Raw genomic sequence first — 21,348 nt, 5'->3', positions numbered from 1 at the left:
ATAAGCGCTGTCAACGAATTGATGCCAAATGTGCACAAAAAAGCCTGAGAAAGGACTTCTCAGACTTCTTTTGACTTAATCATCAATCAGAAGCTTGCTATTGCAAAACCTCCAATCAAACTCAATCTTAAAAACGATTCAATAAATCTGTCACTCCAAGTGAGAGCAATTTATCGAAAATGAAAATAACAATGGTAAAGAATGCTGTATATTCAAGTACAGAAATAAAATCTTTCCAACGTTGTTTACGATTTGGCCATGTTGTGTCTTTTAAAATCGTAAAAACTCCCTTAATGAATGCCACGGGCGCCTCCTTTTTCTATCATCTCCGCTCATTACTCTAAAGCTGAGAATGCCAGTTGCTACATAAAATGATTAACGTGTTTCTTTATGTAGTGTGTATTTTTTACAATGTTTACAAAATTTATTAACTTCTAGTCGTACAGGCTTTGGATTACTACTAACTCCGATAGAGTAGTTACGGCTTCCACATTCTGTACAAGCTAAACTTGCTTTTTTCTGTGCCATAATGCCTCCGAGTCCTTATTTTATCATGTTTTTGATAAGTTGGCAAGTTCGTTAGTTCGTCTGGCTGTTAAACCAACTTGAGAAACTATCCCAAGCGTCTTTAACCGCTCGTCCAATCGTGTCGCCAGCGTTTTGTGCGGATTCTTGCACTTTATCAAGGATACTGTCAGAGCTTGATGACGAACTGCTACTGCTTGTATCTGTTGAATCATCGGTGCTATAAACTAAATCGTATCCATTCTGGCTATAAGCATTTTCGACGGTAAACTCTGTTCCTGCCGTATATGGTAAAATGCTACTTGCTACCGCACTAAAGATGGTCGATGCCGTTCCCGAACTTGCGTCGGTTAGGTAGTGATTTTCATCAGTCGAATCATAACCAATCCATTGAGCAATAACGACATCAGGCGTATAGCCAATTACCCATTGGTCACTTGTCAAGTCTTCATTGAAGCTTGCTTCCACGGTACCTGTCTTACCTGCCATCGTGTAACCATAAGCATTAGCGTTAATAGCAGAGCCGTTTGAAAATGTTCCAAGCATCATGCTTGTCATCTTATTTGCTACGGATTGACTAATGACACGTTTATTGGACTGTTTAAATTCTGCAATCACATCACCACTAGCATTTTCAATTTTGGTAATCAAATGAGCTTTTGGCATCACACCACCATTAGCAAAGGTTGAATAGGCTTGCGCCATTTCAAGTGGATTCGTTGTGACACCACCACCGAGTGCAATACCCAATTCCTCGTTGACGTTGTCCATGTTGAGGCCAAATTTCTTACCGTAACCAATTCCCTTACTGATACCAATTTCATTTAATAGGTAAACGGCAGGGATATTGTAAGAATTAGCTAATGCTTGATACATCGGCAAATCGTCTGTCTCAATGCCACCATAGTTTGTTGGTGCATAGCCATCGTAGTCCTGAACCGTATTTGGCAATTCAGTTGTAATTGAATAACCTGAAGCAACTGCTGGTGAATAAACCACCAGAGGTTTGATGGTTGAACCAGGGCTACGTGATGCTTGTGTCGCATAATTGAAACTTCGGAAGATTGCAGAGGTTGAGCTAACACGCCCTACCAAACCACGAACAGCCCCCGTTGATGGATCCATAGCAACACTTGCACCCTGGGCGCTTTCACCGTCATAATCTGATGTTGGGAAGTAAGAAGTATTATCAAAAACAGCCTGCATATTGGCTTGATAATTTTGGTCAAGCTCTGTGTAAATTTTATAACCATTATTGACAATATCATCTTCTGATAAGCCATATGTTTCCTCAGCTTCCTGAATAACCGCATCAAAATAAGAAGCGTATTGGTAATCATCAGAAGTCCCTGTATAGGTATCGTTAAGCTCGCTGGAAATATCAACTTGCTCAGCTTCATCAGCTTCTTCCTGCGTGATTTTACCGGCATCAACCATAACATTTAGAACCGTATTACGGCGATTTGTCGCATTTTCAATAGAATAATAAGGATTGTAAATTTCAGGACCTTTCAACATCCCAGCAAGAATCGCTGATTGTTCAATGGTTAAATTTGCTGCGCTAGTGCCAAAATATTTTTGACTTGCGTCCTCAATCCCCCAGACCGAATTTCCAAAATAAGCATTGTTCAGATACATGGTCAATATTTCATCTTTGGTGTATTTTTTGGTTAACTCGAGCGCGAGGAAAAATTCCTTGGCTTTTCGGGTGATTGTCTGTTCTTGACTCAGATAAGCATTCTTAGCTAATTGCTGGGTGATTGTCGAACCACCACCAAAGTGCCCAAAGGTGAACAGAGCCAAGAAAAAACGTGAATAATTAATCCCGCTATTTTCATAGAAAGTTCGGTCCTCGGTTGCAATAACCGCATTTTTCATGTTATCACTAATAGCGTCTAATTCGACATACGTTCCTTTTTGACCTGAAAGCGAACCAACTTGATCACCATTTTGGTCATAAATGACAGTTGTTGCTTTCAAAGCATCTTGCAAATCCGAAACATTCGTTGATTTGGCGACAAAGTAAAGGTAAGAACCAATCGCTAAAACACCAATTCCCGTTAAAATAAGCAGAATTTTTCCGATACGGTAGCGACGCCAGAAACGTCGGATTGGATTTTTGGTGGAGGGCATGAAGCGAGTGATTTTTTGCACCCAAGCAGGTGATTTTTTCGCCTTTTTGTGGTGTCCTTTGCTTCGCTGATACGTTGGTGTTGCTTCTTTCTCTTCCGTTTTGTCTGTTTCAAATTCATTGACAGTAGCACCTGATAACTCCTCCTCAGATGAGTTACGCTTACTGTGATTGTGAGAAGATATTCTCTCCTTGATGTCGTTAAACAAAGAAAGAATTTTTTCTTTAATCATTTTTAATTTTGTCATAGCTACATTATATCAATTTCTTTTAAAATCGTCAGAGATAAAGGGATTTCTTAAATAATACAACGTTTTCATTTCATTTTAGTCTTTTTGTGATAAAATAAAAGCATAGAAAAATAGGCACAACTGGTCTCAAACAGCCACTCATTCCCACAATACTTCTACGATTATTAGAAAGGATTTCACGATGAACAAAGGATTTGAAGCATTTAAAAAAACATTGTCACACGAAAGTTTAAAAGCCGTTTATGATGAAACAAAAATTGAAGTTTCTGAAAGCGAGGCCGAAGGCACTGAAGCCTATTCAATAGCAGTCGCAACTCAAATGGCAGTTAATTTGTTGGAACAATACCACGATTGGTTGCATGAAAACGACAAAAAATAAACTACCTACGCACCAAACAAGGTGCGTTTTAACTTGTAGTCATGCTATAATAGAGCTATGACTTTATCATTTACGCTTAAAAATTCTTATCCAGACTGCACGGTCAAAGAACTTTTAGAGGAACATTTGCTCATTCCACGAAAAATTCGCCACTTTTTGCGCACTAAAAAACATCTTCTTATCAACGGAAAAATGATTAATTGGCAAAGTTTGGTCAAAACTGGTGACACGATTCATTTAATTTTTGATGATGACGATTATCCCCAAAAAGAGATTCCTTTTGGACAAGCTGAGCTGGTTGATTGTCTTTACCAAGACGAACACCTCATCATCGTTAACAAACCAGAAGGCATGAAAACCCATGGCAACGAACCCAATGAAATTGCTCTGCTTAACCACGTCTCTGCCTATGTCGGACAAACGTGCTATGTGATTCACCGTTTAGACATGGAAACTAGCGGAGCTGTCATGTTTGCCAAAAATCCTTTTGTTTTGCCAATCCTCAATCGCCTGCTAGAAAACAAAGACATTGCTCGCGAATACTGGGCTTTGGTGCAAGGAAAATTCGAACCCAAACACCAAGTCTTTCAAGATAAAATTGGGCGCGACCGTCATGACCGTAGAAAGCGCGTGATTGACCGCAAAAATGGGCAAACTGCCTTAACCATCGTTGACCGACTCAAAGTTTTTCCAAATGGAACTCTGGTCAAATGCCGCTTAAAGACGGGACGCACTCATCAGATTCGTGTGCACTTATCAGCTCACAACCATGCCATTATCGGCGACCCACTTTATAGCAAAATCCCTGCCAAACGTCTTATGCTACATGCGCACAAATTAAGTTTCACCCACCCATTTACCCTTGAAAAAATCAGCGTTGAAGCCAAATCGCAAACCTTTGAAGCAGGCTTATCATAAAACAAAAGCACCCCAATCGTTAGATTTTGTGTCTAACTTTTGGGGTGCCGTTCTTTGTGCGCTTTTCAACTGTTAAACAGAATAACTTTCTATTTTTTCGTTAATGTGTTGCCGTAAAGTGGTTTACTGTAATCAAAATCGTCATTTGTTCCAGTTTGCCAAAGGACTAATTTCAAATGTGACCCATCAATTTTAATACCGAAGGCATATTTGACACCGATACCGCCAATACCGCTAGTAATAAAGGCTGATGTATCGGTACCGTCATCGTAAACATAACGATAAATATTATCCCCCTCTTCTTCAAGTTTAGTAACTTTTGCTGTTTTGACTTCGTTATCTTTCGTTGTTTTAGTAATCATACCGTCAGCCTCAAACTTGAAAGTGATGTCATCCTTATCATCAACCTTCCATGTTCCCAAAATTTTTTCTGGGAAGACTGAATCTGATTTTACTTGATTATTCTCACCTGTCACGGTGATATTTTTTTGCCCAGAATTAGCCACAACATAGCTTGAACCTGATTTTTTCAAGGTCATCTTGCCTTCCAAGGTCTGAATAACATCACCAGATGTATTTTTCTCGCTATCTGTTGATTTATCATAATAAAAATCATAAGTTGCTGAAAAGTTAACGAGATAGGACTCCTTGCCAATCTGAGACAGACTCGTCAGCGTGATGGCTGGCACAGTCAGACTTGACGCCTTACGAGTATCTGTCTGCATTTTCGCCTTAATGCTCTCTTTTAAGCCTTTATAAAACTCATTATTCGCTCCATCTTCAAATACCGTAGAGACAGTTGATGAATCTTGACCCGTGCTTAAATACGAAATCAATTGGTCAAAAGCTGACACAAGAATCTGACCAGCACTTGCTTCATCTAAGAGATTTTCAGCATCTAAAGCCACCGTATCACCATCAGAAATGCCAGAAAGAGCCTGCTTTTGTGATGTCAATTCTCCGTCTGAATAATTCTTTTTAACATAAGCTTGTGCAGAATCCGTCAAAGGATAATCACTCACATCATACTCACCATTTGACAAAGTCCCAATGCGTGTGTCATCAAAATAAAGCTCACCGTCAGTCAAATTACTTGTTACTTTGAATGTTTTAAAACTAACAGTCAAATCCAACAAGCTATTCTCACCGTCATAAGCCTTACTTAGCTCTACTGACTTCCCATTGTAAGTGCCTGAAATACTCGCCGTATAATCCGCAATTGGTAGACGCTCAAGTGTCAGCGTATAATCTTCCGAATCACTAACCGCTACTTTTTTCTCGTTTAAAAGAACATCAACCTGATTAATATTTGTCTTAATGGTTAAACTCATTGGTTTTAAAGCTACTCGGTAAGCGGGGAAAAAGAGAAATCTTCGCCCCACTTTTTTAATGTAGGAATCATCCGAACTGTCTGCCTTCTCTAGCGTCTCTGACAGTTTTTGGGCTTCACTTTTAGAAAGCTTTGTAAACATCGTATATTGCGCTTGGTCATTCGTCACTTGTTGATTGGTATCCGACCAGACGACATATCCCTTGATATTTTCAAACGTATCGCCAGACTGACGGTAAGCGGAGACATATTCCTCAATCAAATGTTTCTTTGAATAATGAAAACTCCCCCACACCAAAAATAGTACCAAAGCAAGTCCTAAAATAAGACTAGGTATCCAAACTTTTTTTAATCTTAAAATGCTTTTTATCTTTTTCATGACTTTTCTCCATTATTCTTACTATTTCACATATTATATCAAAAATTCTTTAACTTCTTGTTACAAAATAGCCACACCACATTACAGTAAAAAACAGAAAAAACGACTCAAAAAGCCGCCATTAGTCAAAAATCATCTTTATTATCACTCCTAACAATATAAATAGCACCCAAAACAGCACCAACAACACCTAACCAAAAGAACATAAGCTTACCCCTTTCACCTCAAAAACTCCTACACTCACGAGTAAACTGTTATTGTTGCTTTTAGTATACTACACCTTCTATTATTTTTCGACCATTTTAATGCTTCGTGGAAAAATTGATGCAAAAGAAAAACGAACCCCACCAAATCAAAAAGTTCGCTTTTTCTTTAAGTTTTTTAGTGTAGCTTATCAGTCTTTTCAGAAGGTAATCATTCATCAAGCTGCACCAACATATTTTCAGCTGCCCCCAACCGAAAATACGGTATCAAATAAATATAAGGTCTACGAGGATGTCTAGGTTAGCTATCAATACTTTTATTAGGTGAACAATCATGTCTAAAACAAACCTTATAAACCGTTCTTAATGTTATCATACCTCATGGATATACTAATTTGTAATTGAGTAAATAATACTACTACGAATACTACAGATGGTGTCACTCAATTGAAAAAGGTATGATTTGTTAACTTGAACCGGTCATTGTTCAAGTCTTATTTAGCAATTCTGCTAATTTTCTCCTAGGAAAGTCCAATTCCCTTAGAACAATATCTTGGTTTTCGAGTATGCTCCCAAAATCAAAAGCTCCCAATCAATTGATTTTCATACTTGAAACTTCTTACATATAAGAACGACATGGTTCCATTAAGCATTAATCAAAATACTTATGGATATAATATATCATAGAAAACTGCCGATATTAAAAATTCTCAAATACGAAAATTTAAAAATATTTTTTTCATATTTGAGAATTTTAGCTTTTTTTCTTATTTTATTCTATAATAAATAGAAAAGGGAGGTAATGTTATGCTCAAAAAATTGATTGCTGTAGCAGCTGTTCTTCTAACTTTTAGAATTTGGCCATTTTAATTAGTGCCAACTATTTCCGAACACAGAGAGTAGATAACAATTATCCACTATTAGGTTAGCGGTGGTTGTTTATCTGCTCTTTTCTTGTCTTTTAGGCAAAATGCTTCTAACCGTTCTCTTAACACCAAAGCAGTTGTAGGGTTACCTAGTTTTTCTACCATTTCAATATATTCTTCCATTGGTTCGGTCGTTGTTATTTCACCTTTTAAATAAGCTAGAATTTGCCTTAAGAAATTTAAAACAACAATCGCAAACATATCTTGATAATTTAATAATTTTTCCAGTTTATCAATAAAAAAAGTGGTGTAATAAAACTCTTCGCGATCAATTAGCGCAAAGATGATATTTAAAAAAGTTAGCTCTGCTGTTTTTTTATGCTGCGGCAACGATAAATAAAACTTATCACGTTCTGCAAAAGCTTTCCCTAAGAAAATCAAATCTGCATCTGACAAAATAGCCATTGTATTTCCAAAAATGTACAGCTCATACTCCGTCCATTCTTCTATACCATAAAGATAGTCTGTCAAAAACTTCTTGTCCTCATCGGCGATTTCATAATTTGGGTCTAGTGAATGAATAGCGCTAGCGACATCTATCCTATTTAGCCGGTTATAGGTGTCAAATGTTTCCGTATCTTCCAAAGTGTTCAGCAATTGTTTTAATCCTTCAACATCACCCTTTAACTGTAATTTTGCAATCTGTTTACCAACAGCAAAAAAAGGGCTTTCTTGATAATGATTTAAAGCATGCCCGAACTCGGCGAAACTCATGTGAATACCAGAAATAGCTACTAACAATTTATCAGCTGCTAACATTGTTTGCCCATTTTCAAATTTTGATAATTGTGAAAGAGACACATTGCCACGTGCCACATCTTTTAATTTCAGCCCACGCGCCACTCTGAGTTCCCGATAAAGTTCACCTAAATTCATTAATTCTTTTTCGTTCAATATCATTTTTCTCCATAATTAATGAGCGCTAGCTCTTTTTCACGTTATCTATACTTTGCCTTATTATATCAAATTTTGTTATAAAACTCTTAAATAAAGACATTGCTTTCAAGGCAAATGAAAACTCCTCAGAATTTGAGGAGTTTTCGTTATTTTTAATAATCATTTATCTAGCTTAGAAGCCACCCATCATTGATGGATCCATACCTGGAGCTGCTGGCGCTGGTGCAGCTGGTTCTGGATGATTAGCCACAACGGCTTCAGTTGTCAAAATAAGACTTGCAACTGATGCGGCATTTTGAAGGGCTGAACGTGTTACTTTAACAGGGTCAATGATACCTGCTTCAACCATGTTTACCCATTCACCATTGGCAGCGTTAAATCCTGTACCAACTTCTGAGTTTTTCAAGTGTTCGATGATAACTGAACCTTCGTAACCAGCATTGAATGCAATTTGACGAACCGGTTCTTCAAGAGCACGAAGAACAATGTTACGACCAGTTGCTTCATCACCGTCAAGTTCAAGTTCAGCAACTTTTGAAATGACATTGACAAGTGCTGTACCACCACCTGCAACAATACCTTCTTCAACGGCAGCGCGTGTGGCATTAAGCGCATCTTCAATACGCAATTTCATTTCTTTCAATTCTGTTTCTGTCGCTGCACCAACTTTGATAACAGCTACTCCACCAGCTAATTTAGCCAAACGTTCTTGTAATTTTTCACGGTCAAATTCTGATGTTGTTGCTTCGAGTTGTGATTTAATCACATTGACACGATTAGCGATAGCTGAAGCCTCACCAGCTCCTTCAACAATAACTGTGCTATCTTTATCAACAGTTACTTTAGCAGCTTGTCCAAGAGCTGTCATGTTTGCATCTTTCAAATCAAGACCAAGGTCTTCTGTGATAACAGTACCACCAGTTAAAATGGCAATATCTTCAAGCATTGCTTTACGACGGTCACCAAATCCAGGAGCCTTAACAGCTACAACGTTGAAAGTACCACGAATTTTGTTAAGCACAAGTGTTGGAAGAGCTTCACCATCAACATCATCCGCAATAATAAGAAGTGGACGACTAGTTTTAAGCACTTCTTCAAGAAGTGGCAAAATATCTTGAATGTTTGAGATTTTCTTATCTGTAATCAAGATGTATGGATTTTCGAGGTCAGCAACCATTTTTTCATTGTCAGTAACCATGTATTGTGAAAGGTAACCACGGTCAAATTGCATACCTTCAACAACGTCAAGTTCTGTTTCCATACCACGTGATTCTTCGATAGTGATAACACCGTCGTTGCCAACTTTTTCCATAGCTTCTGAAATGTATTCACCAACTTTTTCAGAACGTGATGAAACCGCAGCAACTTGAGCAATCGCTTCTTTATTAGCAACTGGTTGAGCAATAGCTTTCAATTCGTCAACTGCAACAGCAACAGCTGATTCGATACCACGACGGATACCAATTGGGTTTGCACCCGCAGTAACGTTTTTAAGACCTTCACGAACGATAGCTTGCGTCAATACTGTGGCAGTTGTTGTACCATCACCAGCGATGTCGTTTGTTTTTGAAGCAACTTCTGATACAAGTTTAGCTCCCATATTTTCAAAATGGTCTTCTAATTCGATTTCTTTGGCGATTGTCACACCATCATTTGTGATAAGTGGTGAACCAAATGATTTTTCAAGAACCACGTTACGACCTTTAGGACCTAAAGTTACTTTAACGGTATCTGCCAAAATATCCACACCACGCATCATGCTTGCACGTGCATCTGCTGAAAATTTAATATCTTTTGCCATGATTAGTTTCCTCTATTTTTATTTCTATTTGATAAATTTTCTAAATAAACATTAATAGCACAATTTCTCTTATGCTAGAATAGCCAAAATATCTGCTTCACGAACGATAGTTACTGTGTTATCGTCGTCTTTGACTTCAATTCCAACACCGTTTTCAATAATGACTTTATCTCCTGCTGCAACACTTGGCGCTACCAGTTCACCTGTCAAGGTACGAGCACCGTCACCGACTGCTACAACAGTTGCTACTTGAGTTCTTTCTTTGCTTGCGCCAGCAAGGACAAAACCACCAACTGTTTGCTCTTTTTCTTCCTCAACTTTCAAGACCACACGGTCACCTAATGGTTTTAACATGCTTTTGCCTCCAATTATCTCTTAATTTTTGTTTGAAAATAGCAGAGCTAAATTCTTTTTTAGCACTCTAATATAACGAGTGCTAATTCCTACAAAAACTATTCTAACACTTGGTCATAAATAGTCAAGAAAAAAACACTAATTCTCAGAAAAAGAAAACTGAGTTGAAATTGTTCCTATTATGAAAGTAATTTTTCTCAATTAATCTATGTCACCCCAGCACTAGGGCATCGTCGTTTAGGGCTTGACCGCTATTTTTGTGGAAGAGGTCCATGAGTTGAGCAACGGTGAGGTTTTTCTTTTCATCGCCACGAACATCAACCACGATTTTGCCATGATAAAGCATGATAAGACGATTACCATACTCGATAGCGTGTTCCATATTATGAGTAATCATTAGGGTTGTTAGCTCTTGTTCTTCAACGATTTTTTTCGTTAAATGCATAACCATGTCACTTGTTTTTGGGTCAAGGGCTGCTGTGTGTTCATCTAAGAGAAGAATTTTGGGGCGTACCAAGGTTGCCATAGCAAGCGTTAGTGCTTGGCGTTGACCACCTGATAAGAAAGCCGCATCTGTTTTCATACGATTTTCCAGTCCTAAACCAAGTTCTGTCAACGTTTCTTTGAACAATTCACGTTCTTGTTCGGTGACAGATTTTTTGAAGAAGCTGCGCTTTTTACCACGACGGTAAGCAATCGCCATATTTTCTTCAATCGTTAAATTGGTTGCTGTTCCCATTCGTGGGTCTTGGAATACACGGCTAATATCTTTTGAACGTGCGGCAACAGAAGCTTTACGAATAGATTCTCCTTCCAGAAGAATGTCTCCTTCGTCAATGTCAACGACGCCAGCAATGGAATTCATAAGTGTTGATTTCCCAGCACCATTTCCTCCAATGACAGAGATGAAATCACCTTGTTCAATGTCTAAATCTAAGCCACGCAAAACGTGATTTTCGTTAACAGTTCCTTTTTCAAAGGTTTTATGAATATTTGATAATGTTAAAAGTGCCATTAATCTTTACCTCCTGGAGTTAATGTTTTTGAGGGTTTGATATGAAGTTTGTTGCGAATTTCTGGAACATAGAGAATCAAGGCAAGCAGAATCGCTGACGCTAATTTGAGCATTTGCGCATCGACATTCATGGCTAGAATGATAACAAGCACCAGACGATATAAGATTGAACCAAGAACAATTGACCAGAGACGTTTGCCAAGTGGCAAATATTTCACGATAACTTCAGCAAGGATAATAGATGCCAAACCATTAACAATCGTACCTGTTCCCATATTCATATCCGCGTAGCCATTATTTTGCGCCAAAAGTGAACCAGCAAGGGCAATCAAACCATTTGAAATCATGTAACCCAAAATCTTCATGCGGTCAACCTTGATACCATTAGCCTCACCCATAGCAATATTATCACCTGTTGCACGAAGCGCGAGACCGACTTGCGTATTTAACAGAACCACCAGCAAGATAATGACTAATGCGACAAAGATAACACCAATCAAAATCACAGCATATAGTTTCGACAAGTTAAGTGCTGATGTCATTAAGGTCACGAGTGTTTCTTGACCTGCTAACGAAACATTGGCACTACCTAGCACCAAAAGATTGATAGAATAAAGTGCCGTAAGGGTAATAATCCCTGTTAACAGAGCTGGAATTTTCATCTTGGTGTGCATGAAACCAGACACTGCACCAGCAACCATTCCTGCAACAAAACCACCAATAGTAGCAATTAAGGGATTAATGCCATTGACAATCATAATCGCTGTTGAAGCTGCCCCGAGTGGGAATGAGCCTTCGGCAGAAAGGTCAGCAATATCTAAAATACGGAAAGTAATAAAGACACCAATTGCCATGATTGACCACAAAAGACCTTGTGAAATTGCCGATAAAACAATATCAAGCCAACCGTTCGTACTTGATGAATCTGACGTTTGTGTTGACGTGCTTGATGAACTGGTTTTCGTTGTGCTTGAGCTTGCTGATGTGCTTGTTTCGGTCGTATCAGAAGACGATTCTGTCGTGTCGTTCTCAATACTGCTTAAATCAATTCCTAAAGTCTCAGCCATTTCATCATTAGTAACGACGTTTAGTGTCTCTGGGTATTCCGCAGCAACATCACTAACATCTTCACCTTCAAGGATACGAATGGCTAATTTTGCCGTTTGACGACCAAGGGCTTCGTAATTGGCACCGTACGTAAAAAGGACACCTTGTTCCACAACATCTGCTGAACCACCGACAACTGGGATTTTTGTTTCTTTCGATAATTCTGTAATGAGCGAGATAGCACTAACAATCATGTTATCCGTTGGGATAAATAGAACTTCTGTCTGGCTCATCAGGCTTTTAGCGGTATCTTGAACATCGTTCGTTGATGAAATACCTTTGGTAATGGCCTCGATACCTGCCTTAGCAAACGCTTCTTTTGCTTCTTCAACTTGAACTTCGGAATTGCGTTCATTTGTCGTGTACATGATGCCAACTTTTGTTACATTCGGCATAACTTTTTGTAATAATTCGACTTGTTTTGAAATAGGTGACATATCGCTTGTCCCTGTTGCAATACCCCCAGGATTTTTCATTGAATCAACTAATTTTGCTGATACTGGGTCGGTAACTGCTGTAAACAAGACTGGAACGTCGGTTGATAAATTAGCCAAGGTCTGTGCGGCTGGTGTTGCAATCCCTAAAACAAGGTCATTATTAGCAATCAAATTGGTTGAAATGGTTTGTAAATTTGACTGGTCACCTTGTGCATTTTCATAATCAATGACAATATTATCCCCGTCAATATACCCTTCTTTTTCTAATTCATCCACAAATCCCTTGCGAGCTGCTGTTAGCGATTGATGTTCAACATACTGAAGAATCCCAATATGGACACCATCGTCACTAGTACTTTTTGATGATGAACATCCAAATAATGTGAGCACAGCTAACATCAAAACCATAATAGTTGCCATGTTTCTTTTCATACTACTTACCTCCGCTTTTCTTGCTCCCAATCTTGCTGTCGAAATTGGAAAACTTTCTCAATATTAGAACTGCCTAGTTCTACATCAGCCACAATAAATAAAACCAGCTAGGCTCAAAAGTCTAACTGGTTTCCAATACATGCGTAAAAACATATCTTACTTGCCAATTAGAACTCAAAGTATCTAATCGGCTTTTCTCAACAGTAAAATGCTTTAGCTTCATAGATACAAACGGTATGACGTTTGCATCCATGATTGGCTACAAACGTCTATCTAAAGAAACTAAAGTAATAGTAATGATTTAGTTTTTCAGTCATTACAGACGCCTTTTTCAGCATATTTCCTCCTGTTAAGTTGTAAACCATGAGACATTTCACATGGCTTACTATCATTGTTTTTGATTGTTTACAGTTTACCCTTATTTTTGCTTTCTGTCAATATATTTTTAAAATTCAGAAAAAAGAGTTATTAAAAAAGTCCCTAGCAAAGAGATTATGTACTAGAAACTTTTTGTTTTTGAATAAGTATTGTAATGAGATTAAAAAGGTATCTTTAAAGGAATTTATATTTAAAAGGATTGGAGTTTCATTTCAAAATCATCAATGAGTTTGGCGACATTCTGTTTGCCACGGTAAATGCCGTAACCAAAAAGCAACATTCCCGAAACACCGACAAAAGCTAGGACGTAGCCAAGAATAGATAAAATGAGATTGGTTTGACGAAAGAAATATACTAGCAAAAATCCAATACTTGCTACTAAAAAGAGCAAAGTTAGCCAACGTCCGAGATTTTCAATCATATGTTTTTGGTAGGCTATTTCTGTTTGATAACCATTAAGCACTTCTGATTTTGTCATGAATTTTTCCTCTTTTGATTGATATGATACGCAAGAAAGCCCTAGTAAGGTTGATATTTCTAAAGCGTGTTAGTAAGACAAACCTGGATCGAAGAATCCAACGAGAACACCAACAAAGGCAATAACGACAAGTAATAGCATGACTTTAATTGGTGAGATATTTTTCTTAGCCATTAGCCACCAGCAAAAGACGATGAAGATTGCTGTTAGCAAACCTGGATAAACAGCGTCTAATTTATCTTGAAGAACCAAGTACGGATTTTTAGCACTACCAAGTTGGAATGATGTTTGGACAGATACCCAAGTGGCAGCAACACCACCGACAACCATACCACCAACGATAGAAACGGCTTTACGAATGGCTTGACCTTGAGCACCGACGAGAAATTCAACAGCTTTATCACCGAGTTCATAACCTTTGAAATAGGCAAATCTCATACCGAGATAAGCTAACAAGTTCCAAACGACAATGTAGAAAACGGCACCGATTGGTGAGCCACCAGTGGAAAGACCAAGGGCAATCCCTAAAATAACTGGAATCAAAGTTCCAACAACAAGTGAGTCACCGATACCAGCCACGGGTCCCATAAGCCCTGCACGAAGTCCGTTAATGGTTTCGTCATCAACCTCTTCAGAACCATTAGCACGCGCTTCTTCAAGACCTGCTGTGATTCCGACAATGAGTGAACCAAGCTGTGGTTCTGTATTGAAAAAAGCTGTGTAAGTTTGCATTGAACGCGCTTGGTCTTCTTTATTGTCATACAATTCTTCCACGATTGGAAGCATTGATGTCAAATAACCAAAGGTTTGCATATGCTCTTGTGAGAAGCAAGTAAGGTTACCATAATACCAATGATGGAAAGATTTCATCAAGGTTTTCTTTGTTAATTTCTTTTGAGCCATTTTAGATATCCTCCTCATCATCGTCATCAAAGTCATCAGCTGCTGTGGCTGTTGCTCTTACAGTTTTAACCATTTCAAGCTCATAGAATAATACGGCAAAGATTAATGAAATCACTGCACATGAGACCAAATTCAAACCAAGTGAAGCTGCCAAAGTAAAACCAACAAAGAATGGAATAAAGTCAGTCACTTTTTCAACAATTTGTTTCAAAAGAATGGCAATTCCGACACATGGTAACAAAGCCCCTACTGTAAAGAGGGTTTTCATTGGAATACCATCCATTGGAAGTGCATCTTTCATTGCTGTAACAGCAGTCGCACCAAGTTTACACATTACCAATGTTGGGATAAATGAGAATACAAAATGTGATACCCAAGGATAGAGCCAGTCAACTTGATAAAGTTTTCTAAATTGACCTTTTTCTACCGCACGCCAACCAATGTGTTGCCAAATAAGATTCATGGTTGCTGTTCCGTAGAAAAGAACCGTACCGACAGTACCAACAAGCGTACCCATTGATTTAGCCAAGTTAGCCGCATCAGCTGAATCAGCTGATAAACCTTGAGAATGGATGGCTACCATTGCCAAAGGAATACCGATATAAGACACCGCACGCACGTCAGCTGAAACAGTACCACCAGGTGTTACAAGGGCAATGTAAACCAACTGCATAGCAACACCACAAATGATTCCTGTTTTAACATCGCCAAGAATAAGTCCACAGACAAGGCCACCGACAAGAGGACGACCAAGCGTATAGTTACCAATGGTTGTACCACCAAGACCTGGCATTGAAGACAAACATGCAAACAACCCTAACAAAGCTGCTTGAAACCAAGAAATTGTCATAATACATCTCCTATACTAAGATACAAAGAGCGTCAGCGAGCAAAGGGAAAATAGGAGTTTTGACGAAGAGTCGCTAGACTCTAGGAGAAACTATCTTTTTGACACAGCTCGCAGCTCGTGTTCAATTAACAAGATACAAAGAGCGCAAACGAGTTTTGGCATCAAAAATAGCTATGCCAACTCACTTTATTCGCTGCTAAGTAACAATAAATTAATAACCAAATTTTGATTTGAAATCTGACCAGTAACCGATTGAAACATCTGGCAATAATTGGAATTTCACTTTGTATCCAGCTTTTTCAATTGCTTCAAGGGCATCTGCTTCTTCTTGGGTGATAGATTGATTATTCCCAAGCTTGACAGCACCTGGTCGGTCATTACATGGACCAACGATAATTTCTTTTACATCACTAGGAACAAAACCTTGGTCAACCAGAATTTTTTTCATGTCAATTGGATTCTTGGTAATCACAAAATAGCGCGTGTCAGAATCCAATACTTTTTGAGATTTTTGTCCAAAAGCATCTACCGACCAAACAAAGGTTTTCTTGTCCGAAGCTCCTTTGTAAGCTTGGGTTAAAACTTTGTTTTTTGAAGCAGCATTGTTTACGGCAATCAAACCGTCACAAGGGTATTCTTTTGCCCAACGTGTTACAGTTTGCCCATGAATCATGCGGTCATCAATACGTACAAATGATACAGTCATTTTTTATCTCCTTTTTTAAATATCATCGTCATCATCATCTGAAGTGATTTTGAATTCTTGAAGAGCCGCTTGAGCTTCTGGCAAAACGGCTTGTACAAAATCATCGCCCTCAAGCATATCTTTCATCACTGCAGAAGTAATTGCCATTGGTAAATTCATACCACCTAAAACAACAGCATTTTCCAATTTTCCGAGTTCGTCCAAGACGTTACAAGCAGTTGTCAAAGGGCTACCGCCAATAATATCAGCAAGAACAACAACGGAATCGTCAGCTGTTAAACCTGAAATAGCTTGTCTGAAATCTTTTTCAAAGTCATCAACTGTTTTGCCATTTTTTAGACCGACAGCGATGACTTGATCAATTTTATCTTCCGCAAACATCGCCAAAGACGTTTTTAGACCCGTCGCAAAGTCTCCATGACTGACTAGTAGTAAATACTTCATAGAACTTATCTCCTTATCTGCCTTTTATTTTAGCTTTAAATAAAACGTTTTCACACTCTCGTTTGTCACTTTATTCTGATGACATTTATCACCTCGAATATGACATTTGTCATTTTGAAAACAAACAAAAACATCTGGAGATCAAACTCTCCAGATGTCATCAAGATTATTTCAAACTGTCTTCTATTGTCTTTTGGATTGTAAATAAATCTGTCTCGATACTGTTATTGGCAATAGATTTGGTAATCAGATAGTCTGCTTGTTCCAGTACGGTGTTATACGTTTTAAACGTTGGCTGGGTAATTCCTTGGCTAAGCATTGAATCTAATGTTGAAACCGTCAAAGAATCTGAACCAAAACCATCCTCTTTTAGTTTTTCTTTCGTGGCGTCACTTTGCATCACACTTTTCAAAACAGATGCCCCTTGCGAATAATCAAAGACTGATTGTTGAATGTCTTCATCGGTACAGAGTAATTGCAAAAATTCCCACGCCAAGGTACGGTGTTTGGTTTTTAAGGACATGGCATAAAGCGATGTTGCGACTTGCGTTGCATCGCCGTCCTCACTACTTGCTGGCATTGTCACACAAGACCATGAGAAGCTAGAATATTTCGCAACATGATAAGGATAAGGCTTATAAGTGCGATATTCTGCCAAAGTCATTGGCAAAAAAGCAACCTTTCCTTCGTCAAAATCTTGTGAAGTGACCTCATAATTTCCACTAAGAGCATTGAGTTGCGTAATCAAGGAAAGGGCATTTTTCACGTCATCACTGTCAAAATAAGCTTTCGTTCCCGTTGTGTTAAATAGCTTCGCACCATAGGCAGCGACAGCTTGTTGCCAAGTGTAGCCTATACAACCATACTGGTCAATCACCCCATCACCGTCAGTATCCTTAGTCACTTGCTTGCAAATATTGTAAAAGTCCTCTAAAGTCCACCCAGAATCTGGAATCGAAATTCCCTCTTTTTCCAAAAGGTCAATATTAATACACATCATGGTTGGATTGCTTTCAAATGGCAAAGCGTACTGCGTATTATTATAATTTCCTGCCTTATAAGAGGATTCATAAAATATCGAATCATCAAAGCTTGTACTAATATGCTCATCTAACTTGGCAAGTACGCCTGTTGATGACAAGAGGTTAAAGTCATCTTCTGGCACGATAAAAACATCTGGTTGTGTTCCTGCAACAATCTGGTCTGTTAACCAATCAGAATAATCATCCTTTGAAATACCACTCTCATAGACCACCTCGACATTTGGGTACAATTTTTCAAAGCGTGAAATCGCAGTATCAATGACTTTATAATCATTTCCATTCGGCACATCCCAGCTACTTCCTGCATAAATGCCGATTTTTAAAATGATTTTCTGGTGTGTTTGATGATAAATAAAAGCAGCACTCCCAACGACAATTACTAGTAGTGGTAGCAATAACCATTTGTAATATTTTTTGAGTTTAGTCATGGTCATCTTCCTCAAATGATTTCAAGGTGACACCTGTCTGCACCGCCCAAATAGCAAGCTGCGTACGGTCACGTAAATTCAACTTAGAAAGGATGCTAGATAGATAATTTCTAACGGTTCCTTCTGACAGATACAGTTTGGCAGCAATTTCTTTATTGGACAATCCAAAACCAATCTGCTGTATAATACGCCACTCCATTTTACTAATGTCGGTCGTTAACGCATCATCAACTTGGATAGCAAAGTTTGATTGCGCCATTTGTGAAAAAAGTTTAAAAACTTTTGTGGCAATATCTGGATTTAGCATGGCACGTCCGTCATTAACCGTCACCACCGCATCATGCAATTCATCCATCGAAGTTCCCTTCAGCAAATAACCACTGGCACCATATTTTAGAGCGCTATAAATAAAATCATCATCATCAAAAGTCGTTAGGATAATCACCTTCGTATTTGGGAAATGTTCTTTAACAGCTTTGGTACACAAAACACCGTCCATTTTTGGCATACGAATATCCATTAAAACCACGTCTGGTTTGCTAGTCGGTAGAGCTTCCAAAACCTCTGTCCCATCACTCACCGCGCCAACAACTTCGATATCAGGATAGGCAGACAAGACAATTTTTAACGACTCTCTAATCAATTCTTGGTCGTCAGCAATTAATACTCGTATCATTCTTCTTCTCCTTTTATTTTAGGGATATGAATCGTTGTGGCAAAACCATCCTCACCTGAAAATTGGACACAACCACCAATAATGGCTAAGCGTTCCGTCATTTGGGTCAACCCAAAACCGTATTGAATCGTTTCACTCCCCACTCCATTATCTTTAATGAGCAAAACGTAATCATCTTTATTTAGCATACTAATCTTAATTTCAGTTGCTCGTCCATGACGCAAAGAATTGGTCACAGATTCTTGAATGACACGGAAAATGACATCTTCTTTTGTTTTGTCAAAATCAACATTATCCCACTGATAATTCAAATCAATCTGCAAATGCGATAATTCTTGATACTCGGCAAGCATTTTTTCAATAGCGTCTTTTAAACTACGATTTTCCAGAGCACCTGGACGCATTTTATTCAGCGAGCGTCTAACATCAACAATCCCTTCTCGCACAACGTTGGAAACATTGGTCAATTGCTTTTTAGCGTTATTTGGGTCAAGGTCAATCAAGACAATCACCGCATCAATTCCTGCAGAAATGCCTGTCAAGGCATGACCAATAGTATCGTGAATTTCACGCGCAATACGCCTGCGTTCCCTATCCTCAGTAATTTTTTCAGACACCGCCACGTATTCTTTCAAACGCGTATTTGCCTGCGAGGCCATGAGCAATTCTTCCTCAATCTTATGGTTTTCAGTCACCGAATAAACAATGTAAGTCACTAAAGAAATAATGAAAATGATAATATTTAGCGACACCAGACAATTTTTGATGAAAAGAATCACTAAACGCGTGCTTGCAGGGAAAAATCCGATATAAACATCCAAATCAGGCGTTCTAATCAGAAGCGACAAGACGTCATAATTTGACAGCAAAAGCGCACCGAAACTAGCGACAATAAAGAGCAACCATGACTTTTTCTCACGAAACGTGTAAAAATCCGTGTAAGAGAAAAAGATATCCATAAAAACAAGCAAAATTAAACCGTTATAGGAAAATTGCAGCGCTACAAAGGTAGCTAACAACAAGAGCACCTCAAAAATCGCAAACCAATCACGCGCCGTTGTCCCTTTTTTAAACTTTTGATTTCTGATATAAATAACAAGTAAAAGCCCTGCAAAAAAGAGATTTGACAACCAAAAAATTCGCTCTGGTGAACTTGGAATGACGCTAATTTCTTCTAATAAAGAACGACTCAAACCATTGTCAATAATGTACTTTGTAGCTGACAAATAAACTGAGCTATAAAATAACACCGCCAAGAAATTAATAATAATCAGGGCACGTTTTGCAAAATCAATATTTTTCAAAGCTTTCATCATTGCCACCCTGCTAAATCAAAGTCAGAAACGTTCTCACTAGTCATAAATTCAACTGGAATGACAATTTCCTTATCTACTGATTTGTTGTGATATAGCGAGTAACCCGCCTGAATCGCTCGTTTACCGATTGTTAACGGCGATTGCGCTACTGTTGCTTGAATCGAACTCGTCGTTGCCAATAAATTTTTCATATCTGGCGAACCATCTACACCATAGATTTTAATCGATGTTGTCACATTTGAATTTTCAATTGCAGCCAAAGCTCCGATAGCCACTTGGTCATTAAGCGCCATCACCGTGTCAAATTCGACCCCTGAAGCGATGACCGATTCCACTTGCGGCATCGCTATTTCGGTTTGCCCTAAGCAATCCTTGCGGTCAACCACTTGATAGGTATCATTTCCTTCAATCGTATCTAAAAATCCATTGATACGATCTACTGCTGATACTGCATTTTGATGTTCCAATAACAAAATTTTGGCACTTGATTGCGTCTGCATTAAATTTTGAGCGCATAAAACACCAGCTTGATAATTATCCGATACAATTGTCGTATCTACTGAAGAATCATCTGATAGTTGACTATCGACAACAACAATTTTTATCCCAGCTCTTTTCGCTTTCTTCAAAGCTTTTATTAATTTTTGACTGTTTGCATCAACAGGATTGATGATAATGATATTAACACCCTTTTCAATAAACGATTCAACCTGTTGCGTTTGTTTATCAACGTCCAAAGCAGGGTCTCTAGTGTACAAAATATCATTATTTTCCTCAACAATTTTTTCAACCTCGTTGTTTAATACCTTGTAAAAATCATTGTTCATGGTCATGTAGGTCGCACCAATCTTAACCTGATTTTCATTTGAAGGAACCATTTTATAGTTCCAATAAACTCCCACAATGGCAAGAACCCCAATAAAAGCGCTTACCAAAACACCGACATATTTCCGTTTTTTCATCTCATACCTTTTCAATAAAATCAAGAGACCACTGATAGCTATATTTGCCTTAATTATAACACGTTTAAATTGTACAGAC

Annotated in this window: 20 protein-coding genes; 2 read left to right on the top strand and 18 right to left on the bottom strand. The window is 38.4% G+C overall.

What is annotated here, in order from left to right:
- Nucleotides 1-127 precede the first annotated feature (127 nt).
- From secE to pbp2a, 3 genes are all read right to left on the bottom strand, one after another.
- Nucleotides 128-304, bottom strand: a complete 177-nt coding sequence (gene secE / locus CCC20_RS06690; protein WP_003062989.1) for a preprotein translocase subunit SecE — start codon at nt 302-304, stop codon at nt 128-130.
- A 71-nt stretch (nt 305-375) separates the two neighbouring features.
- Nucleotides 376-528 (bottom strand): 50S ribosomal protein L33, encoded by a 153-nt coding sequence (gene rpmG, locus CCC20_RS06685; RefSeq protein WP_003062986.1) that lies wholly within the window; start codon nt 526-528, stop codon nt 376-378.
- Between the two features lie 51 nt (nt 529-579).
- Nucleotides 580-2,904: a penicillin-binding protein PBP2A gene (gene pbp2a / locus CCC20_RS06680; protein ID WP_287179733.1), complete on the bottom strand. Its 2,325-nt coding sequence runs from the start codon at nt 2,902-2,904 to the stop codon at nt 580-582.
- Nucleotides 2,905-3,088: 184 nt separating this feature from the next.
- On the opposite strand from pbp2a, the gene CCC20_RS06675 reads away from it, so the two are divergent.
- Both CCC20_RS06675 and CCC20_RS06670 read left to right on the top strand, forming a co-directional pair.
- The gene (locus CCC20_RS06675; protein WP_003062980.1) at nt 3,089-3,286 is read left to right on the top strand and encodes a hypothetical protein; all 198 of its coding nucleotides are present in this window, start codon (nt 3,089-3,091) and stop codon (nt 3,284-3,286) included.
- Between the two features lie 57 nt (nt 3,287-3,343).
- Nucleotides 3,344-4,204: an RluA family pseudouridine synthase gene (locus CCC20_RS06670; protein ID WP_117508770.1), complete on the top strand. Its 861-nt coding sequence runs from the start codon at nt 3,344-3,346 to the stop codon at nt 4,202-4,204.
- Nucleotides 4,205-4,293: 89 nt separating this feature from the next.
- Here the strand turns inward: CCC20_RS06670 and CCC20_RS06665 are convergent, their stop codons facing one another.
- From CCC20_RS06665 to CCC20_RS06595, 15 genes are all read right to left on the bottom strand, one after another.
- On the bottom strand, nt 4,294-5,913 hold the full coding sequence (locus CCC20_RS06665) for a zinc ribbon domain-containing protein (protein WP_117508771.1): 1,620 nt from the start codon (nt 5,911-5,913) through the stop codon (nt 4,294-4,296).
- A gap of 1,123 nt (nt 5,914-7,036) precedes the next feature.
- On the bottom strand, nt 7,037-7,942 hold the full coding sequence (locus tag CCC20_RS06660) for a helix-turn-helix domain-containing protein (protein ID WP_013851410.1): 906 nt from the start codon (nt 7,940-7,942) through the stop codon (nt 7,037-7,039).
- Between the two features lie 169 nt (nt 7,943-8,111).
- Nucleotides 8,112-9,740, bottom strand: coding sequence for a chaperonin GroEL (gene groL, locus CCC20_RS06655; protein ID WP_003062970.1), 1,629 nt, complete (start codon nt 9,738-9,740; stop codon nt 8,112-8,114).
- Nucleotides 9,741-9,809: 69 nt separating this feature from the next.
- Nucleotides 9,810-10,094, bottom strand: a complete 285-nt coding sequence (groES, locus tag CCC20_RS06650) for a co-chaperone GroES (RefSeq protein ID WP_003062968.1) — start codon at nt 10,092-10,094, stop codon at nt 9,810-9,812.
- 211 nt (nt 10,095-10,305) lie between these two features.
- Nucleotides 10,306-11,109, bottom strand: coding sequence for an ABC transporter ATP-binding protein (locus CCC20_RS06645; protein WP_058692648.1), 804 nt, complete (start codon nt 11,107-11,109; stop codon nt 10,306-10,308).
- Complete coding sequence (locus tag CCC20_RS06640; protein ID WP_058692647.1) at nt 11,109-13,085, bottom strand: ABC transporter substrate binding protein; 1,977 nt, start codon at nt 13,083-13,085, stop codon at nt 11,109-11,111. Before CCC20_RS06640 ends, CCC20_RS06645 begins: the two co-directional genes overlap by 1 nt.
- Before the next feature lie 568 nt (nt 13,086-13,653).
- Nucleotides 13,654-13,941: a hypothetical protein gene (locus CCC20_RS06635; RefSeq protein WP_003062957.1), complete on the bottom strand. Its 288-nt coding sequence runs from the start codon at nt 13,939-13,941 to the stop codon at nt 13,654-13,656.
- 69 nt (nt 13,942-14,010) lie between these two features.
- Nucleotides 14,011-14,844, bottom strand: coding sequence for a PTS system mannose/fructose/sorbose family transporter subunit IID (locus CCC20_RS06630; protein ID WP_013851407.1), 834 nt, complete (start codon nt 14,842-14,844; stop codon nt 14,011-14,013).
- Nucleotide 14,845: 1 nt separating this feature from the next.
- Nucleotides 14,846-15,694, bottom strand: a complete 849-nt coding sequence (locus CCC20_RS06625) for a PTS mannose/fructose/sorbose/N-acetylgalactosamine transporter subunit IIC (protein WP_003062954.1) — start codon at nt 15,692-15,694, stop codon at nt 14,846-14,848.
- A 211-nt stretch (nt 15,695-15,905) separates the two neighbouring features.
- A complete protein-coding gene (locus CCC20_RS06620) occupies nt 15,906-16,400 on the bottom strand; it encodes a PTS sugar transporter subunit IIB (RefSeq protein ID WP_058692644.1) in 495 nt (164 codons plus the stop codon).
- A gap of 15 nt (nt 16,401-16,415) precedes the next feature.
- A complete protein-coding gene (locus CCC20_RS06615) occupies nt 16,416-16,844 on the bottom strand; it encodes a PTS sugar transporter subunit IIA (protein WP_003062950.1) in 429 nt (142 codons plus the stop codon).
- 166 nt (nt 16,845-17,010) lie between these two features.
- A complete protein-coding gene (locus CCC20_RS06610) occupies nt 17,011-18,315 on the bottom strand; it encodes an ABC transporter substrate-binding protein (protein ID WP_003062949.1) in 1,305 nt (434 codons plus the stop codon).
- Complete coding sequence (locus CCC20_RS06605) at nt 18,308-18,991, bottom strand: response regulator transcription factor (protein ID WP_003062946.1); 684 nt, start codon at nt 18,989-18,991, stop codon at nt 18,308-18,310. The genes CCC20_RS06610 and CCC20_RS06605 overlap by 8 nt, the downstream gene beginning before the upstream one ends.
- The gene (locus CCC20_RS06600; RefSeq protein ID WP_370695861.1) at nt 18,988-20,313 is read right to left on the bottom strand and encodes a sensor histidine kinase; all 1,326 of its coding nucleotides are present in this window, start codon (nt 20,311-20,313) and stop codon (nt 18,988-18,990) included. The genes CCC20_RS06605 and CCC20_RS06600 overlap by 4 nt, the downstream gene beginning before the upstream one ends.
- Complete coding sequence (locus tag CCC20_RS06595) at nt 20,304-21,269, bottom strand: sugar ABC transporter substrate-binding protein (protein WP_013851405.1); 966 nt, start codon at nt 21,267-21,269, stop codon at nt 20,304-20,306. Before CCC20_RS06595 ends, CCC20_RS06600 begins: the two co-directional genes overlap by 10 nt.
- Nucleotides 21,270-21,348: the final 79 nt, after the last annotated feature.

The organism is Streptococcus sp. LMAG:39 (assembly GCF_008680485.1).
Classification (GTDB): Bacteria; Bacillota; Bacilli; order Lactobacillales; family Streptococcaceae; genus Streptococcus; species Streptococcus pasteurianus.
Note: the sequence above shows the minus strand (reverse complement) of the source record. Positions and strands in the feature narration are given on the sequence as shown.

Bases quoted from the DNA above. Each gene is read 5' to 3' on its own strand.
- CCC20_RS06595 (WP_013851405.1), bottom strand. From the start codon at position 21,269: ATGAAAAAACGGAAATATGTCGGTGTTTTGGTAAGCGCTTTTATTGGG.
- pbp2a (WP_287179733.1), bottom strand. From the start codon at position 2,904: ATGACAAAATTAAAAATGATTAAAGAAAAAATTCTTTCTTTGTTTAAC.
- CCC20_RS06630 (WP_013851407.1), bottom strand. From the start codon at position 14,844: ATGGCTCAAAAGAAATTAACAAAGAAAACCTTGATGAAATCTTTCCAT.
- CCC20_RS06615 (WP_003062950.1), bottom strand. From the start codon at position 16,844: ATGAAGTATTTACTACTAGTCAGTCATGGAGACTTTGCGACGGGTCTA.
- CCC20_RS06645 (WP_058692648.1), bottom strand. From the start codon at position 11,109: ATGGCACTTTTAACATTATCAAATATTCATAAAACCTTTGAAAAAGGA.
- CCC20_RS06620 (WP_058692644.1), bottom strand. From the start codon at position 16,400: ATGACTGTATCATTTGTACGTATTGATGACCGCATGATTCATGGGCAA.
- CCC20_RS06635 (WP_003062957.1), bottom strand. From the start codon at position 13,941: ATGACAAAATCAGAAGTGCTTAATGGTTATCAAACAGAAATAGCCTAC.
- CCC20_RS06665 (WP_117508771.1), bottom strand. From the start codon at position 5,913: ATGAAAAAGATAAAAAGCATTTTAAGATTAAAAAAAGTTTGGATACCT.
- rpmG (WP_003062986.1), bottom strand. From the start codon at position 528: ATGGCACAGAAAAAAGCAAGTTTAGCTTGTACAGAATGTGGAAGCCGT.
- CCC20_RS06610 (WP_003062949.1), bottom strand. From the start codon at position 18,315: ATGACTAAACTCAAAAAATATTACAAATGGTTATTGCTACCACTACTA.
- CCC20_RS06675 (WP_003062980.1), top strand. From the start codon at position 3,089: ATGAACAAAGGATTTGAAGCATTTAAAAAAACATTGTCACACGAAAGT.
- groL (WP_003062970.1), bottom strand. From the start codon at position 9,740: ATGGCAAAAGATATTAAATTTTCAGCAGATGCACGTGCAAGCATGATG.
- CCC20_RS06640 (WP_058692647.1), bottom strand. From the start codon at position 13,085: ATGAAAAGAAACATGGCAACTATTATGGTTTTGATGTTAGCTGTGCTC.
- groES (WP_003062968.1), bottom strand. From the start codon at position 10,094: ATGTTAAAACCATTAGGTGACCGTGTGGTCTTGAAAGTTGAGGAAGAA.
- CCC20_RS06660 (WP_013851410.1), bottom strand. From the start codon at position 7,942: ATGATATTGAACGAAAAAGAATTAATGAATTTAGGTGAACTTTATCGG.
- CCC20_RS06625 (WP_003062954.1), bottom strand. From the start codon at position 15,694: ATGACAATTTCTTGGTTTCAAGCAGCTTTGTTAGGGTTGTTTGCATGT.
- CCC20_RS06605 (WP_003062946.1), bottom strand. From the start codon at position 18,991: ATGATACGAGTATTAATTGCTGACGACCAAGAATTGATTAGAGAGTCG.
- CCC20_RS06670 (WP_117508770.1), top strand. From the start codon at position 3,344: ATGACTTTATCATTTACGCTTAAAAATTCTTATCCAGACTGCACGGTC.